The 18,014-nt window shown below is 37.6% G+C and carries 13 protein-coding genes; 4 read left to right on the plus strand and 9 right to left on the minus strand.

Annotated features, from left to right (window positions below; genetic code table 11):
- Nucleotides 1-626: 626 nt before the first annotated feature.
- Entirely contained in the window at nucleotides 627-932 is a 306-nt protein-coding gene (locus HWQ39_RS08030; protein ID WP_292843337.1) for a fertility inhibition FinO-like protein, read from the minus strand.
- An 11-nt stretch (nucleotides 933-943) separates the two neighbouring features.
- Nucleotides 944-2,455 carry an ATP-binding protein gene (locus HWQ39_RS08035; RefSeq protein ID WP_292843339.1) on the minus strand — a complete coding sequence of 504 codons (1,512 nt, stop codon included), beginning with the start codon at nucleotides 2,453-2,455 and terminating at the stop codon, nucleotides 944-946.
- A gap of 466 nt (nucleotides 2,456-2,921) precedes the next feature.
- Between HWQ39_RS08035 and HWQ39_RS08040 the strand changes: the two genes are divergently transcribed.
- Nucleotides 2,922-4,787 carry a tetratricopeptide repeat protein gene (locus HWQ39_RS08040; RefSeq protein ID WP_292843341.1) on the plus strand — a complete coding sequence of 622 codons (1,866 nt, stop codon included), beginning with the start codon at nucleotides 2,922-2,924 and terminating at the stop codon, nucleotides 4,785-4,787.
- A 291-nt stretch (nucleotides 4,788-5,078) separates the two neighbouring features.
- Nucleotides 5,079-5,951, plus strand: a complete 873-nt coding sequence (locus HWQ39_RS08045; protein WP_292843343.1) for a hypothetical protein — start codon at nucleotides 5,079-5,081, stop codon at nucleotides 5,949-5,951.
- Here HWQ39_RS08045 and HWQ39_RS08050 read toward each other — a convergent pair.
- Nucleotides 5,909-8,404, minus strand: coding sequence for a CHAT domain-containing protein (locus HWQ39_RS08050; protein ID WP_292843345.1), 2,496 nt, complete (start codon nucleotides 8,402-8,404; stop codon nucleotides 5,909-5,911). The two genes, HWQ39_RS08045 and HWQ39_RS08050, sit on opposite strands and share 43 nt — an antisense overlap.
- A gap of 13 nt (nucleotides 8,405-8,417) precedes the next feature.
- Nucleotides 8,418-10,985, minus strand: coding sequence for a filamentous hemagglutinin N-terminal domain-containing protein (locus HWQ39_RS08055; protein ID WP_292843347.1), 2,568 nt, complete (start codon nucleotides 10,983-10,985; stop codon nucleotides 8,418-8,420).
- A gap of 100 nt (nucleotides 10,986-11,085) precedes the next feature.
- On the opposite strand from HWQ39_RS08055, the gene HWQ39_RS08060 reads away from it, so the two are divergent.
- Complete coding sequence (locus tag HWQ39_RS08060; protein WP_292843349.1) at nucleotides 11,086-12,429, plus strand: cytochrome P450; 1,344 nt, start codon at nucleotides 11,086-11,088, stop codon at nucleotides 12,427-12,429.
- A 309-nt stretch (nucleotides 12,430-12,738) separates the two neighbouring features.
- On the opposite strand, the gene HWQ39_RS08065 is transcribed toward HWQ39_RS08060, so the two are convergent.
- Entirely contained in the window at nucleotides 12,739-14,496 is a 1,758-nt protein-coding gene (locus HWQ39_RS08065) for a ShlB/FhaC/HecB family hemolysin secretion/activation protein (RefSeq protein WP_292843351.1), read from the minus strand.
- A 439-nt stretch (nucleotides 14,497-14,935) separates the two neighbouring features.
- On the opposite strand from HWQ39_RS08065, the gene HWQ39_RS08070 reads away from it, so the two are divergent.
- Nucleotides 14,936-16,312: an FAD-dependent oxidoreductase gene (locus HWQ39_RS08070; protein WP_366932235.1), complete on the plus strand. Its 1,377-nt coding sequence runs from the start codon at nucleotides 14,936-14,938 to the stop codon at nucleotides 16,310-16,312.
- 181 nt (nucleotides 16,313-16,493) lie between these two features.
- On the opposite strand, the gene HWQ39_RS08075 is transcribed toward HWQ39_RS08070, so the two are convergent.
- The 4 genes from HWQ39_RS08075 to HWQ39_RS08090 form a co-directional block, all read right to left on the minus strand.
- Nucleotides 16,494-16,721: a hypothetical protein gene (locus HWQ39_RS08075; protein ID WP_292843355.1), complete on the minus strand. Its 228-nt coding sequence runs from the start codon at nucleotides 16,719-16,721 to the stop codon at nucleotides 16,494-16,496.
- 159 nt (nucleotides 16,722-16,880) lie between these two features.
- On the minus strand, nucleotides 16,881-17,114 hold the full coding sequence (locus HWQ39_RS08080) for a hypothetical protein (protein WP_292843357.1): 234 nt from the start codon (nucleotides 17,112-17,114) through the stop codon (nucleotides 16,881-16,883).
- Nucleotides 17,101-17,742 carry a ParA family protein gene (locus HWQ39_RS08085; RefSeq protein WP_292843359.1) on the minus strand — a complete coding sequence of 214 codons (642 nt, stop codon included), beginning with the start codon at nucleotides 17,740-17,742 and terminating at the stop codon, nucleotides 17,101-17,103. The genes HWQ39_RS08080 and HWQ39_RS08085 overlap by 14 nt, the downstream gene beginning before the upstream one ends.
- 89 nt (nucleotides 17,743-17,831) lie before the next feature.
- Nucleotides 17,832-18,014: hypothetical protein (locus HWQ39_RS08090; RefSeq protein WP_292843361.1), on the minus strand; the 183-nt coding region annotated here is incomplete at its 5' end.

Consider the following 18,014-nt stretch of genomic DNA (forward strand, 5'->3'; position numbering starts at 1 on the left):
GCTCTTGGAGCGTTCTCTATTTATCACGATATTTTCCCCTGATAACTTGGTTGACAAGCTCAGAGGGGGCTGCATCAGTTAACAGTCAACAGTTGACAGTTATCAAGGACTGTAAATTCCAATTGATAACTGGTAATTGATAACTGTTATTCGCGCTGCTACATCTTTTAGCTACAAAATTCGGAGTTTTTTCTTAACTAAATTTAACATTTCACTACTTAAAGAATTTTAACAGCCAAAAATCCGCCACCAAAAATTCGACGATCTGGTGACAACCCCTGTATAATAGGGAAAGCAGCGCGGATTTAACTCAGTCGGACAATTTTTGTGGTAATCTTAGTCGCCAAACTTTAACAACCACTTATTTTGTTCCTTCGAGATCAACCCCGCTCTGAGGTTATATGAAATTTAAGATTCGTACAAAGCGCGACTCCCTAGTGGCGCTTTGTGCGTTAAATACGGGTATTGTTGTAAATTCTTCACCTCTATCTTCTTTACGTAACTATTCAGCTTGATTTTACACAACTTATGGTCTTTCCGTATCTAGCGAGATTCTGATTTTTTTTTTGACTCCTCCATATTTACCAGCGTTTATTCCAGCTTACCCTGATTGGGTAATCGCTTTTTCAAGAAGTAGCACCTAATGCAGAGGTCGTTTCTGCCTTGGGCTTGCGCTCGAAAACTTGTATATTGGATTTCTTTAACACGAAACCCTGTTCTGCTTGCTGTCCAAGTTTACCTACAATTGCTCCTACCCATTGAGAATAATTACTTGCAGCATCGGTCAGTTTCTTCCAAATCTTTACTTTAACTGTGGCTGAAATGATTTGTCTGTCGCAGTCTAAGTCAAAATGCTGCCAACCGCACTCTATGTCCTTAGATTGTGGCAGTTCATTGATTTTAATTGTGATTTCTAGTTTGCCTGCAATCATAGCTACCTCTATTAAAATGTGAGCGCTAATTCTGGTGAAGCATTAGATGTATGCACCAGTCCTGGTATATTTTTTCTAATATATTTTTTGACTATAGGTTGAAGAGTAAAACTACTTTCTTCAGAAGCAGAATCTTTAATAGTTTCAATTAAAAACTGCTTTTCCAACCCTTCTAATGCTGTAATTAAATCTGATATTGATAACGATATTGATTCTTTTTGATTCAAGCCATTTAATAAACTAGTAAACTTAACAGGTTTTGAGTTTAAAGTTAACTCTTCTGCTATATAAATCATAATTTCTTGTTGAATTTTACTTAATAAGTAACCAAAGGCTTTATCAAGCATTGCCTGAAATTGGCTACTAAAAAGCGTAGTTCTATTTTCAAAAAACTTTTGAACACTTCCTCCAAAAAAGTGGTGAATTCTGGTAACTACCGTCTTTAGCTCTAAAGGATTACCGTAGTAAATTTTAATTAATTCGTTGCATTTCTCTTCGTCATCCAATCCTTGATCAAAAAGAAGTTGCATTGCAGGATTAGTCTCTAAACCTTTTATTTTTAGATATTGAATAGGACGTCCTGCTATTATAAGATCCTCAAATTCATCAGGAAAGACTCGATTAGTTAAGAGCAAGCAGCTTTGATCCATTTCCTCTATTAATCTGCGAAAAAATAGTTTGTACTCTAAGTGTTGCTCTAAATTAGTTGTTTCAAGCAAGGAATCAGATTCATCCAATACCAAAAGACATCGGCACGATTGCATCTGCTTGATCAGTGCTGAAACCATTGCTTGAGTAAATTTAGGTGAGTCTAGCTTAGGCTCTAAAGGTTGGATTAGCTCTATTAGCTCGGCTATAAAGTCTTGAAACAGTGGTGCATGGGCAACTGATTTCCAAATTATGCAATCAAATTTTGGTTTTGATTCTACACTAATCTCTTGTATTAGCTTTGCAGCTAATGCAGTCTTACCAATGCCTGCTACCCCTACTAACGATACGCAGCGTTGCTTTATTATTAATTCTTTTAAGCAAGATAGTTCTCCTGCGCGTCCATAAAAACTTGAGATGTCAGGAGGCTTACTTCCTATAATTTGTATCCAATTTTTGACAGGAAAGCTTTTTTCTTCACTAGTAAAAGCAGATTGAGGATAATACTCTTGTGCAAGTTGCTCTAAAAAATTCCGTACATTCTTTTTAGTAACTCGCTTGCCATTTCCAATTGTTTTTGTGAGTATATCCCATAACCGAGTAGCTACGCCTCGTTGTAAGTAATTGACACTGTAAGCTGAATTTTCTGCTATCTCTACAAACTCACGGTTATGCCACGCTCCCTTCATAATAAGTATCTCTGGTTGAGATAAGTATCTACCTCTTTTGGCAAGCACTAAATCATTGACTATTACTAAAGTTTCATCAAAATTTACTGTCACAGAAGAGTGTTTTTGCCCTAAAAGCTCTTGTTTCTTTGAAGCAAGGGGAGAATAGACTGGTGATTTTAGTATTTGGACAGCATTAGAATCCATAGTTATACTCATTCTGTTGTTCGAGCGACCAACCCCATACGCTTTTTACCAGTGCAACCGCCAATTATAGTTTCCAATATAACTCAGTGATACTTGATTTCTCTACTTAATAGCTGTTTGCTCCAAACAAATAATAACTCAAGTCACCAATTATGCAAAGGGGACGAAAGATAGAGTAGAATCATTACTTACGTACATCTTGAAAAAGTAGTTAATAAAACTACTGCCGTCACTAGATCACAGTAACAGTTATCAATTTGATTACTTTAAATGCTGCTGTTAAACTACCATCGATACACAAATATTAACAACTTTCCTAGTTATTCTTTATTTTGAAGTTATAAAATATACTTGATTTATCGAAAATGACTACTCAAAATTTTAAATCTTCACTTACATTATCGTTGATGGGAAGAAAGACTAGATTTGGGGTAGGTAGTTTATATCTGGCTATCCTCCTGCGAATGTGAGTTACTGTATAAATCCCCTATGCGAGCAACGTCAAAATCCTAAAGACATTGAAGAATGTCTTTTTTGTGGTACTTCGCTGCTAATTAATAACCGCATCCGCTTGATTAAGCCATTAAGACCGGTGAATGAAAATCCATTCAGCTATACTGAAGTTTTTGAAGTGGAGGACGCTGGTACTCAATGGAATCCCGTCCGCAAGCAGCGAGTTATGAAAGTTCTGAAATTGAACTCGCCGAAACTGGTTGAATTAATCGAGCGGGAATCTCTTAGTTTACGACTAATCCATCATCCAAATATTCCCAAAAGTACCTTAGATGACTTTTTCACTTTTGTTCCTGTCAATACTTCTTTAACCTTACATTGCTTGGTTATGGATAAAATCGAGGGACAGAATTTAGAGCAATGGATAGAATCTAATGGGCGTATTTTGCAATCTCAAGCATTAGAATGGCTAAAAGAATTAGTTGAAATTATTGCCGCAGTACACCGTGCTAATTTTTTTCATAGAGATATTAAACCTTCTAATATAATTCTCCAGTCAAGTGGTCAATTAGCGTTAGTTGATTTTGGTGTAGCACGGCGAGTAACTAGTACTTATTTAGCTAAAATAAGCGGAAGTGGAGGAGACAGCACGTCTAGAGGAGGAAAATATGAAATTACATCTGTTGGCACACCTCGTTACTCTCCGCCAGAACAAACTGATGGACAGGCAGTACCGCAATCAGATTTTTATGCTTTGGGTCGTACTTTTGTCCATCTACTTACTGCAATTCAACTAATCGATTTACCTACGGATAAACAGACAGGAAGATTAATATGGAGAAACAAAGCACCGCAAATTGACAAACCTTTTGGTGATTTTATTGATGAGTTGACGGCTCCTTTACCAGGGCAACGTCCGCAAAGTACTGAAGTTATCCTGCAACGATTAAAATTACTTCCTCAGCAAAGTAAAATTTATAGATTAACGAGGTCTAAAACGTTCAGAATCAGTGCAGTAATTGTATTTATGATTTTGACAGTCTTTGGGACTTTCAAAGTATTATTACCACTAAGAGCTAAATATTTAGTGTCTCAGGGGGAGAAAGCTGAGGCAGCAAATAATTTTCAGATCGCCCAAGAGTTTTTTGACTCAGCTATAAAAATTAATTCTCAAGCCAGATACACAATTTCCAAATTTTATTTTGAAAAAGGACTTCGCAGTACGAAGAGTCTAGAATTAGCTAAAAGATACTATGAATTATCAATTAAATATAATGACACAAATGTAGAATCATATAATAATTTAGGTGTCGTGTGTAAACAATTACATGATTCTCCATGTGTAATTGATAGCTATGAAAAGGCTTTTAAGTTAAACTCTGATAATTGGGAAGGACATTATGGATTGGGAACTTACTACGATGAACGAATGAAATATGATTTAGCGGAGCAACAATACCAGTTAGCCATAAAAATTAATAGACAAGCGATAATTGCTATCAATAATTTATCTAGAGTAAAAATTCTACAAGGAGATTATAATACAGCAATTTCTCTCGCCCAAGAAGGACTACAAAAAACTACAAATTCCAGATGGCAAGCAGTTTTGTATAAAAATTTAGGTTGGGCAAAATTTGAGCAGAAGAAATATAGCGAGGCAAAGCGATATTTAGAGAAAGCAAAAGAATTAGATATTCAAAGAACATCTACCCACTGTTTGTTAGCAAAAGTGCAGGGAATTTTAGGTGATTTTGATAACTCTTGGCTTTCCTGGGAAGCCTGTTTGCTAACTGAATCTAGAGAACCAGAAGTTTTCATCTGGCGAGCCGAAATAATAGAAAGAATTAGACAAAAAGCTCCTAATTTAATTCAAGATTAAGCTTCTTGAATTTAATAGCCTCTCAAAAGTAACAAATTATTATTACAATTTACAATCATAAGCACTTTTTTTATCTCTCTAATTCTTGTATGCTATTAACTTGCATATAACTATATAAAACTTTTGATGCTGAGTACACACAGGCAAAAGAGCAAAATTGGGAGAAAAGTCTACATCTGCCAAATTTTAGTAGTTGCATCAACGATACTTCTTTTAGGTTGGAGCAATGCGTGGGGTCAGGTAAAGCCAGAAGCAAAACGTAGGTGTAAGGTTATTGGTCGAGTTACTAGCGTGAGTGATCTTCGCTGGCGAGTAAATAGCTTATTGTGTTCAGGAGATCGCATTACTCCAATGAATGGACGAACAGTTAATACTTTATGTTACTTGAACGGAGAATTTCTAGATTTTAAACAAAGTAGCATTTTCGATGTTGAAGATAAATGTAGGCTACCGCACGACAGAGTAAGGCTATGTACGGGGTTGAACCCAACTGAATGTGACGGCATTAAAGGTCCAACAAATGTGCCGATGCTGATTAGTCCCTATGGCAGTTCAATGTTGAGTACCAGACCTGTAATTTCTTGGTATGCTGTACCTCAAGCTACTAGTTACACAGTAGTTGTTAGCGGTTATGAGTTTTACTGGGAGAAGACAGTAGATAAAAGTATTACTGCACTACCCTATCCAAAAGAAGAAAAAGAATTACAATTTTTTAATACTTATAAATTTACTGTACTTGCTAATGTAGGTGATACTCCCATTAGTTCCTCTGAAACGTCAGTAGTTAGTGTTTTGAGACAAGAAGAACAAGATGCTTTCGCAGCAAAGGTGAAGAAAATTAATGAGTTAAATTTACCTCCAGATGAAGCTGCGATATGGGATTTAGATGGTGTATTTATGTCGAGAAATCTTTTGAATGAAACGATTGAGTCATTGAAAGCAAGAGTAAGAGCAGGAAGTCAAAACCCTACTATCTACCGATTATTGGCAGATCGGTATCTAGAAGCATGGCTACCAAAGGAGGCACTTCGTGAATATAGTAAAGCAGCACAACTGGCAAAAAACACTAATAACTTAGATGAACTAGCTCATGTACAGGAAGGTTTAAAAATAGTAGAACTTTATAACCATCCGCCAACTAGCACAAAGCCTGACCAAAAATAGGGGTGTTCGTATTTAGGATTGGATGATAAACTCAATTTTGCTTGACGTAGTGCCTCTGCTTTAGTCAACCCATTTTTCAAGCCTTTGTAGAACTCTTGCATAAGTATAGCAGTGGAACTTTCATCTACTAACCATAAGCTAGAGATTATACTTTGTGCGCCTGCTTGGGCTGCCACGCCAGCCATCCCCAATGCTGATCTTTTATTTCCTTTCGCTGTTTGACAAGCACTCAAGACTAATAACTCAATTGGATTTTCATTAAACTGAGCTTGAGCTTTTATAAAATTATTAAAATCTAAAATATTAATGACTTTATCGTATGCCAAAATGACAGTCTTTTCAGCATTAGAACTAAATTGTCCATGAGTACTAATGTGAATGATTGGAAAATTATTTTTACTTAGCTCTTTATGAAACTGCAAACTGGTGAATTTTTCATCTAACAACACTTTTGAGTCAATAATCTGTGTTTTAATATCTGCCACTTCTACTGCTACTCCAGGCAGAGGTTTCAAACCTTTTGGAGCATTTTCGTCATTAAAACTAGGAGATTTCTTGCTCAAACCAGCGATTAAAGCTGTTGGCTGATTTTTAGATAAGGATTTAGGTGGTTGAATTTTATAACCTACAGTTTGTGCAAAACTGTATTGCTGTGTTAAAAACTCTTTTCCATCATGAAGTAAGTCCATTGGGAGACTTTGAAAAGATGTATCTAAAGCAAATACAAGTGTTCCTGATGAATAAAAATATGTTTTAAGAGGTTTAATTAGTAGGTCGTAAAGCCTTTGAGAATGTAAGATAATTTCACTTTTATTATCAGAGTAGAATTTGAAAGACTGGACAATATCTAATAAATTATTGAGATGATTTTTAATTAGTTTAGCATCAACAGAATTGTGGTGAAGAGAGCGGTCAGGGGATTGAACAATTACTTCTATAGTGCTATCTAAATCAATAATGTGGATTATTGCAGTGCTGCTAGGCAACTCCTGAAGATTATTCAAAGGTATAAGATTGAGTCTGCCACATTGAAGAAAGTTTTTTAACTGTTCTAGTTGCAGATGTGCGTTTACTTGAATTATTTTTTCTAAATTTTGCGAAGGATCTGCTGCTAATAATCTTATATAATTCCGGTAAAGAGGCTCTACTTTTTCGTAGAAAAAGAACTGACTATCTGGATTACTACCTAAAAGGTTAGCACGAACTTGGATTAAGCTATTAATAGCTGCCTCGTAAAAATAGGAAGCTTCTTTAGATTTTCCTTGTTGGCTGTATAAATCAGCTAATTGCTGCTGCCATTCATAGACGATATCCGATGCCCGAATTGATTGAGCAAACAATAGAGCTTGCTTAAAGCACACATGTGATTCATCGGGATTTAATTTGCCTAGAATCCCCCAACAGAATGATTGTAGAAGTTGATTATTAATGCTTTCAGCAGTTTGCAATGCAGATTTTGTGTAATTTATAGCTAGAGACTGTAACTGTTTATTTGAAGTTTTATTTAAACTGTCAGCAAAGTTGAGTTTGGCATAAGCAGATTGGCTAACAGGTAATTCATTAAATAAAGAAGAGTTTTTGATAATTAAGTCGATTAAAGGCTGAATCTGTCGATGAATATTAGTTTTAGTAGTCGTTAATCTGCTATTACCTGATAATAATTCCTTTTTCAGCCATTTATCAAAATCTAATAATAAAGTTAAACTGTGTAGTTGAGCTTGTAGTTTTATAGATATTGGAGCGTTTGTTGTGTTATTTATCTGTTGGTAATAGTCAAGCGATATTAACGCATTTTGGTGAATTTCAGTAACAGTGTCTTTTTGGAACAATAGTTCTCCTATCCACCTATACTCTACGCTCGAACGTTCATACATAGACTGTTTAGTATCTCCCAAAGAGAGAAGAATTGAACTAATATCTGCATTGAGTGTCATCTTTTGAGCCATTGACAAAGTTTCTTTTAAAACTATTTCTGATTCACCTAACTTACCCAGTAAACGTAAAATATCTCCCAAGTTTTGTAATCCTAACAAATTTACTGGGGTTGGTTTAACTTGATAGATTGCAGTATAAAGTGCTTTTTTGCTAGATTTATCAGGCGCATTAAGTGTTGGAAAATAGCTCCAAGTATCTATTTTTAAAGCTGATAAAAGCAGATCGCAAGCATTAAGATACAAGCCTAACCCTTGTAGAGCAAGATTCTGGTTGATTAAATTTCCAGCAACGTTTTCATCTAAGTGGAGTTGACGATAAATTTTAGTTGCTTCTTTCCATGCCTCCAGCGCCTCCAAATACTGACCTTGATTTAATAGCTCATGTCCTTTTTCAGTCAAAAATTCCGCTTTTTGTGTGATTTTGTTGACACTTTGAGCCATGATTCGGGATGGTTTGCCGACCGCCATAAGGAAACCTGCAATACCGTAAAATAAATATCTACGTCTAGTAATTTTCACTTATCGCTCTGGTTTATGGAAATAATTTGGATGTAGAACTTGTAGCAAAGCAAGCATTTTTAGGCAACTGTGAAGCAACAGCACCAACCTGATTGCTAGACGCTAATAAATTGACTTCTCCTGATGGTTCTATCAACACTGATTGTGCTTCTACAATTGGTTTAATTTCATTATTTAGTAAGCTTTGTTTGTCTAAATTGTTAGAAGTTGGGGCTATAGCAGCAGAATTAGCGTGCCATCCACTATTGTTAGATACTTGGGTTTTATAACTACGTGGGAGATTACCAGTTCCAATAATTACAAACTTACTAGCTGCGTTGCGGGAATTTCCTTGGCAAGTTGAAGTAATCTCAGGAGGTAATTGAATTGTTTCTGCTACTGCTTTAGGAGGTACAATATTATCGTTTAAAATGTTAAATTGGACATTGCCATTAATTCCTAACTCGGAACTGGCTGTAAATTGGCTGTCACGAGAAGCAAAAAATCCTTGAGAATTAATCTGAATGTTACCACCACGTCCCTTATAAGCATCAGCTGTGATCCGACTGTTTGCCAAAACATTTATAATATCTGCATTGGTAGTAATGTTGCCTCCATTACCATCGCCACCTGCGCTTGCAGAAATAAAAGTGTTGTCAGATAAATTCAAAACTTTAGTTTGCAAATTGATGTTACCACCTTGACCATTTTTAGTTGAAGCAGTTACCCCCGCTTTATTATATAAATTAATAGAATTTGCAATAATTCTTACTATCCCAGCATCTTTTGTACTATCATTCCTAACTCCAATTTGAGCATCATTTTCTAAACTTAAGTTTCCTGTTTTGATAAAAATATTTCCAGATAAAGCATCAGATGGTTGCTTGAGATTGTATATATAGCTTACAAAAGGGTCGTTAGTACCTACAGAAGAGCTTATTCTGCTAGGGTTCAAAGAAGGATTAACTGAACTTGAACCATTAATATTAACAGATTCAAGGGCATTAATATTTACAGTACCAGAATTACCAGTTTTTAGTCCCGATGCTGCAATTACACCTCCGTTTTCAACAATCAGCTGTTTTGTATTAATACTTAGATCACCAGCATTGCCAGCAGAAACAGACAGAGAGGTTATATTGCTGGCCGAAAAAGTAGGAATAGGTGGTGTTCCGAAAGCTAGCAATACGAAATTAGCATGACCACCTGAAATTTTTAAAAGCTCAGAAGTACTTACAGTTACTCTACCTCCTCTACCATCACCAAGAGTCAAAGATTCTAAGGTTCCTCCATCTTCAATTAATAATTCTTTGGTCGACAATGTTACATCACCTGCGTTACCAGAACCGTAAGTTATAGTCCCCAAAACAGAAGCAACTCCAGAACTTTCGTTAACTGCTACACTACGGATTACTATTTTTTCTGAAGCATCTATAGTTAAATTTCCACTATCACCATTACCAAAACTTAAAGGAGTAACTATTTCTGATTCTTGAGCAATCATTTTTGATGCTGAAATGATAATATCCGCTCCTCTGCCAGAATTAGTTGAAGTGATAATACCTCGATTAATTCTTGTCGCACTGAGAAAAGGTTGTATATTAAAAGATGTTATTCCTGTTAAATCTAAAGTATCAGTTGCCGTTATACGTATAGCTCCCGAATTAAAAACTCCCTGATTTGCAATCAAAGCTAATGAGCCATCTGTAAAATTTATATTTTTACCTTGTACAGAAATATATCCTGGCATAAAACCACTAGCGTCCAACAAAGATTGCTTAATAAAACTAATGTTTTTAAAGTTATTTATTTCTTTATAATCTAAACTTAAGCCTGAATTATTAAAAGTGAAATTAACTATACCAGCGTCAACAGCACCTATCTCAACTTGCCCAGAAGGAGCAGTTACTAGCCCACCATCAAATAAAACATCACCTCCTATTAGAGCTAAAGTTTTACTAGGTTGTGAACGCAGACCATTTTGACTTTCTCCTGCTCCTAATAAGGTAATTGAAGCAGCTACCTGATTCCCATATATAATCTGGCTGTGTCCACTACCCTGTACATTAATTGATCCTGATGAATTACCACCATACTCTAACCCTATAGGAACATTCACGCTTAATAGGGGAGTGTTCTCAGGAGTTTTAGCGCTAAATTGAATGTTATTAGGAAAATTGATGCTGTTGGCAGTACTTGCTATGAAAGAACCACCAATAATTAGATGTGCATTGTGACCAAATAAAATCCCGTTGGGATTAAGAAAGAATAAATTTGCACTACCATTAGCCTTAATTAATCCATCAATTTTCGAGGTTGAACCACCTGTTACACGAGTAATAATGTTTTTAATATTTATAGGATTATTGAAAAAAGCAGTGTCTCCAGTAAGAACAGAAAACTGGTCAAAACTGTGGTATAAATTGCTTCCTGCCTGACTTCCTCCTTCGATTATATTGTTTGTTCCTTGAGGGGTAACAAGCGAAGGAAAAGGTAATGTTTTGTCTGGAATTATTTGGGCGAAAACACAAGAAATAGGTAAACAAAAAGGATTAGATATCAAAATAGATACCATTAAGGCGCGGATAGAAAAAATATTCATAATCAAGTTTAAAATCTATTAAACACAATGATGAAAAGCTAGCATATAAAGCTACTAATTATATGATAATATTTATTTTAGTAATTAAAAATATAAATTTATGTATCTACCTGATGGCCCAAAAACCTCACCTTTATTACAGAGCATTCAGTTTTTACTTCGCCCATTAGAAACTTTAGATGCTTGGTCTGAGGACTACGGTAGTGTTTTTAGACTTAGAGGAAATGAGCTTCCTGCTCTTATTTACTTTAGCAGTCCAGAAGCCATTCAAAAAATTTTTACATCCTCTCCAGAGGATCTTAGTTCTATTCAAAATAGTGATTTTGTGAAACTATTATTAGGAGAAAATTCTATTATTTTTCTTGACAATGAACGCCATCGACATCAAAGACGAATGTTGTTGCCTCCTTTTCACACAGAACGAATGCGCCTGTATAGTCAGGTTATTTGTGAAATTACTGAAGAAGTAATAAGCCAGTTAGCTACCGGAAAGTTTTTTGTAGTTCACTCAGTCATGAAGGAAATTTCTTTGCGTGTCATCCTTAATGTTGTGTTTGGATTGCAAACGGGTAAATATTACAATAAACTGCGACAGATGCTTAACTCGCTGTTTGAAATTTTTGATAATCCTTTGAGTTCTATCTTTATGCTATTGTTCTCTAGATTTCAAAACGATTGGGGAATCTGGAGTCCACAGGCAAATTTAATGCATCAAATAGAGCAGTTAGATCAAGTGATGTATACTCTGATTGCTGAACGGACAAGACAAACTAATTCTCCCTCTAAAGACATTCTGAGTATGCTTATGGAGGCACAGGACGAGTTTGGTAAATCAATGACAGACATTGAGCTTCGTGATTCTTTATTAACATTAATATTCGCTGGATACGAAACTACTGCATCTGCTATTTCTTGGGCATTATATTGGAGTCACTACTTGCCAGAGGTTCAAAAAAGCCTTTTATCTGAACTTAACTGTTTCACCTTTACTAAAGATAAGAGCGAAATTTCTCGGCTACCTTATCTCAGCGCAGTTTGCTCTGAAACATTGCGTCTTTATCCAATTGCCTTAAATGCCTTTACACGGGTTGTACAAAAGCCTATGGAGATTGAAGGTTATCAGCTTGAACCTCAAACAATTGTGAATGTTTCAATTTACTTAGCTCATCAAAGAAAAGAAGTATATCCAGAACCCAAACGCTTTAATCCCGAACGCTTTTTGGAGCGTCAATTTTCTCCTTACGAATACTTGCCTTTTGGTGGCGGCAATCGCCGATGTGTTGGCGCAGCTTTAGCGCAGCTTGAGATTAAACTTGTATTGGCAACTATACTGTCACGTTTGAAATTAAGATTAATTACGACCTGTCCTATTAAGCCTATTCGACGTGGAATTCTTATGGTACCTCCTAGTAATTTTGAAATGGTAGTAACTGGAGTGCGCTAATAGAATCTAAATTTATTTCTTTATGAATATTTATATTTATGCATTCAACTAAATCAAGATGTAACCTTTTAAGGTCTTTAAAATAGCTATAGGACTCATATCTGATTTTTGAACAAGATTTCAGATAAAACTCTTATAAAACAGGCTTTTCAGTCTCAGTATGTTTTCAGAAATCAAATCGGAGTCCTATATGAAGGTTACTGTTGTGTTTTATTCCAGATGGAGAAGTAAATCAATAGGTTTGATTAAAAATCGTGACTTTAGCCAAGATTAATTCTAGATAACTTAAGGTATGTGGGCAGATTAAGCTTAAAAATTACTGTATTGCAAATAAAAATACAGTCCATTTTCCTGCCATGTTTGATTTGGCTGGTCAACAGATACAACAGGAATGCCGTAGTCAAGACGAGCGCTAAAGTTAGCATTCTGCGACCATCGCAATCCCAGTCCAATGGAAGCGAGAATATTAGGGCTGTTTGTGTTAGCAATTGTGCTTCCTGAATTATTCCAGACCACACCCAAATCAGTAAATGGAATAAGTTGCAATATTCCATTTATCTTAGATATGCGAAGTATAGGAACTTGTACCTCAGCCGAAGCAAAAATACCATTATCAGCCAGCAGTAAATCTTGACGATAGCCACGTACACTTTCAATTCCGCCCAGACTAAACTGTTCTAGAGGTAAAAGGGATCTAGTCGCTAATTGAGTATTGAAACCAAATAATAGTAAGGTGTCAGGAGCTAGTAATCGTAACCACTGAGCTTGCCCTTGCCAAGAAAAAAAACGACTATCAGGAGCATCTTGACTAACTGTGGCATTAAATACATCTAGCCCCAAGTTAAATTGCGATCGCACTGCAAGGACTTGAGTACTGCCACGAGTAATCCATTCTTGAAAAAATCGTAATGCGGATACTCTGGTCTTTCCTTGGTCGTTAGATCCTAATTGAGGAAAAGGAATTTGTTCTCCTAGTGGAGCATAATTGGCTTCGCTTTCTCGTCGAGAGGCAGTTAAACCCAAAGTCAATTCTTCAGTAGGGGATTGAAATATTGGTTGGCGGAATGTTAGTTCATAATATCGGGAAGCAGATTTGATATTTAAGGTATCGAAAGGATGTTCGATAACACCGCTGTTACCAGTTCCATAGTTAAAAGAGAGGGTTCCGTTTTTGGAATTGAGGGGCAGTGTGTAACTGCCATAAAAAAAGTTGCTAGCATCAGTATTGCTGTAACCGAGGCTTAAATTATCTCCCAGTCCCAGTAAGTTAGCTTCATTTACTTGTATTCGGCGTTGGAAACTTCCAATGCTAGGCGATCGTGTATTGTCAAGAATCATTTGGGCATTAAAAGTTCTCGCCTCAACAACTTCTACAACTAGCTTAATCTGCCCAGGAATATTCCCCGGTTGTAAATTAGCAGATAAGTTTTGAATCAAAGGATTGAGTTTTAGCAGCTGCAATGACTTTAGCAAACGCTTTTGATTGAGAGGCCCGTTATTTCCTGCTGCTATACGACTACGTATATAACTCTTGTTTAAGCGTCGTGTACCTTCGATTTCAATATCCCTGAGCTTAGTTTCAACTATTTGAATTTTAACGATACCAGACCAGATTTTTTGAGGTGGAATATAGGCACCACATGAAATGTAGTCTTTGTCAATATATAGGTCAGTAATTTTCTGTCGTGCCTGATACAAATCATCGAGTGTAATTGGGCGATTGATGAATTCTTTAAGAACTTTATCTAACTCTTGTTGACTAAAAACTGTGCCACCAAGAACTTCAAATCGTTTCACAGTGAAAGTTTCTTTAGTTGTGTCAGGAAACTGTTCTTCAAGATTAGGACTTAAGTTAGAGGGTGCAAGTATTTGTTGAGGTAGAGGTAATTGCTGTGGTTGTGGCGTTGGCAGAGGGGCAGCCGAAGGTGGTTGGATATCTCTAGGGATAACTTGAGGGATTGTAGAAGGACGTGCTGGAACCTGTGCTTTTAATGGTTTGTAAACTATACTATTAAGCAATATAAATAGTCCCAGAGCAGGAATTTTTCTAGGTAAGTTAGCAGTCATTAATTGGGAACATCAATTGGGAACTTATCAAAATAGGATACACTCGTTAGTCGCCAGAATTCAGCATTAAAAAATTATTCTCCGTGTGGTTCTTTTAAGTAGTTGTTAAAACACTAGACAAAGAATGATTCTCATACCAAGCTGCGGAGCTTTCTTTGCTCTACTCGTGTACTTTTCATTTTTTAGCAAGCTGAAAATTGATTCTTTCTCTCAAACAAAAGTAATATTTGATACTATGCTTCTTCAAAACGAAAAATCAAGGTTTTGACTATTTCGCAGTGAGGGAATAAATAATTACATATAAACTCTCATGAGAGAAAAGTTTTTTCCAGTGAAGATCAGGATTATAGTATTGAACTTAAGGTGCAGGGCATTTATAAAAAAAGATAAGAAGTCGGACTTGACAAAGTATGATGACCAACTATCAACAGAGGTAACAATGGAAACAGCAGATGTGATTGTGATTGGAAGTGGTCAGGGCGGAATTCCACTTGCAGCTGACTTTGCATCATCAGGTCGAAACGTCGTTCTATTTGAGCGCGATGCATTGGGAGGCAGTTGCATAAACTATGGTTGTACACCTTCTAAAGCCTTTCTAGCCTCTGCCCATGCCGCAGGTCGCGCTCGACAAGCCGCGAAGCTAGGCATACACGCGCAGGTCGAGGTCGATTTTTCTGCGGTGATGGAGCGTGTGCGTAGTATTCGCAGCCAGTTTAACCAGGGTGTCAAACGGCGACTAGACAGTGCAGGGGTTAGAGTCATCTGCGCTGAAGCTGCTTTCACCGGAGAGCGAGCTGTGAGTGGAGGAGGTGTGACTGTGCAGGCTCCGCTCATTGTTATCAATACAGGGACATCCTCTACTCTTCCTGACTTTCCCGGTTTAGCTGTAACGCCTTATCTGACCAACCGAAATTTCTTTGATTTGCAGCAGATTCCGCCTCGGTTGCTCGTGGTCGGTGGTGGCTATATTGCTCTGGAGTTAGGGCAGGGAATGGCACGTTTAGGGAGCCAATCCGAATTGATTGTGCGGGGCGATCGCTTGCTGGCTCAAGAAGAATCCGATGTCAGTGCTGTGCTTGCTGATGCTTTTGAGCAAGACGGAATTGGACTGCATTTCAATGTGACGGTTCAGCAGGTTGCTTACACTAACGGTGTGTTTACCCTAACGCTGAACAATGGTGAAGTACTAGATGGAGAAGCATTGCTGATTGCGACTGGGCGCAAACCAAATACTCAGGCATTAAATTCTGCGGTGACAAGCGTTGAATTAGATGCACAGGGTTTTATTAAAATCGACGAGCAATTTCAGACGACTTGCGCTGGGATTTATGCGATCGGAGACGCTGCCAAACAGCCTGCTTTTACCCATGTTTCTTGGGAAGACTATCGTCGCTTGAAAGCCATTCTGTGTGGCGAACACCGGACACGCAACGATCGGGTATTAGGCTATGCCGTCTACACTGAGCCACAAGTGGGTCGAGTGGGTATGACGTTAGAGCAGGCTCACAAACAGGGCATTACTGCGAGCGAAGTCACCCTGCCAATGGCTCACATTGCCCGTAGCATTGAGTGGGGGCACGATCTGGGTTTCTACCGCATGGTCATCGACACCGAGACGAATTTGATTTTAGGAGCAACGCTGGTTGGGTACGAAACGGCTGAACTGGTGCATGTCTTTTTGTCGCTGATGGAAGCTAAAGCAACGTGGCAGGTACTCGAACAATCGGTTCACATTCACCCAACTTACGGTGAGGCATTGCCCAGTCTTGCAAGGCTACTCGTTGGAGATGATATGCCAACTTGTCCCAATATGTAAGAAAGGAGCAACCAATAACTACTAACTTAAAGATGGGCGATCGCTTTAAGATATCTGCAAGGGGTCGTGTATTGATCAGTGCAAAAACTCTTGGTGTCATCTCGGTTTGACGAAGTATCAGCCATTGCGCCAGACTGAGAATCACACCAAAGATTACCGCAGCGATGCCGAAGGCGGCAAGCTACGCACAAAGAATAACATTACCTGTCCAAGTGAATGGATCTACTGCAAATTTAATGATTAGGGTGATAATAATCGGAGCAGAGAGCAAAAAGCTCAGGAGTAGGCTAGCGCTAATCGCAAGAAACCAGTAACGACCGAGATAACCCAGGCGAAATTTTAACAACGACTCTTGTACTCCAAACAAAGTCATCCAAAATGCAATACCCGCCGTCAAATAATCAAGCATTAGCCGTTGTTTTATCCGTGTGTTAAAGAGGGGGTATTTCTAGAATACGCCTAAATAGTATTTTGTTGTGGTGGCTCTGGTGCGGTGTTTTTTTTGATAATTGCTCTATGAAAATTTTTAATGAGTTTTATATTTGGTAGTGCCTTCAGACTGCAAAATCTAAAAAGCAATGAAAAACCCCAACCTGTTTAAAGGGATAAGACGGACTAAAAGTGGTTCTAGAATGCCGTTTTTTCTGGCAGTAGCAACAATTTTGTCTACCTCTTCTGGGTCGATGTAGTACCGCAGTTCTGCTTTAGGCAGCACAATCAAACTTAGGGGCATAGTCGCCTTAGTCTGGTTAGCATCATCCCTAAAGATAAACTCTTCTACCATTCTTCTATCTCTTGCCATTGGTTACTCCCAAGGCTTCGGTAAAAAGTGCCTCAAAATCTTTGGCGGCGCGTTTAGCTGTTGCTCCTGGTAGTCCCCAAACCGTCGTGCCTTGCCCTGGTGCATCAGCAATTACCTGTAAGTCATACACCATTGTTTTTAGTAAAGGAAACCCTGTGTTTTTTTCTGATAATGCTCTTTGGGCATCTTTGAGTAATACAGTTCCTTTTTTTGCGTGATTTAAAAATAAACCAACATGGGGCATACCACCTCGCAGTTCTCTTGCCTGCCGCAAAATTCTTACCATTTTTGATGTACTGTGCATATCTAGACTTGCTGGTTTACAGGGTACTAGGGCTAGGTCACATCTAGATAAAATTGCCTTGGTTGTTTCACTTAGGCTACCTGGCCCGTCTACAACTACAGCATCATATTGTTCTGCTAAAGTCGGCAGTTCATCAAATAAATCATCCGGGTCTATCATTGTTTTACACGGCAGTTGCAGGTCTTTCATCCAGTTAGTACTACTCTGCTGTGCATCTGCATCCACAATCATCACTGTTCCGCGTTGGCTTAACCAATACGCCAGATGACCAGATACAGTAGTTTTACCAGCGCCCCCCTTCTGGTTTGTTAACCCAATAATCATAATTTTTTTAAAAGTCTTGCTCAATTTACTATTGCGCTTGTATCTGTCGCAATTAATTTTCACTATTTAGCAGTAAAAGTATCAGTTTTTTATGAGATGACTTGATAGTACTGCGATGGCTTTGCCCGCCGCAGCCATCGCATCCCATTAGATAGGCCCTTTGCCAATAACGTTATTAGTGGAAATGCTTTTGTGAAAATCAGTGAAGTTAATTGTGCAATACTTCGGACAAAATTAAGCAGCAATAACGCCATAAGAGCGTAGGTTTTGAT

The organism is Nostoc sp. NMS8, from assembly GCF_017115045.1.
In the GTDB taxonomy this organism is placed as follows: Bacteria; Cyanobacteriota; Cyanobacteriia; order Cyanobacteriales; family Nostocaceae; genus Nostoc.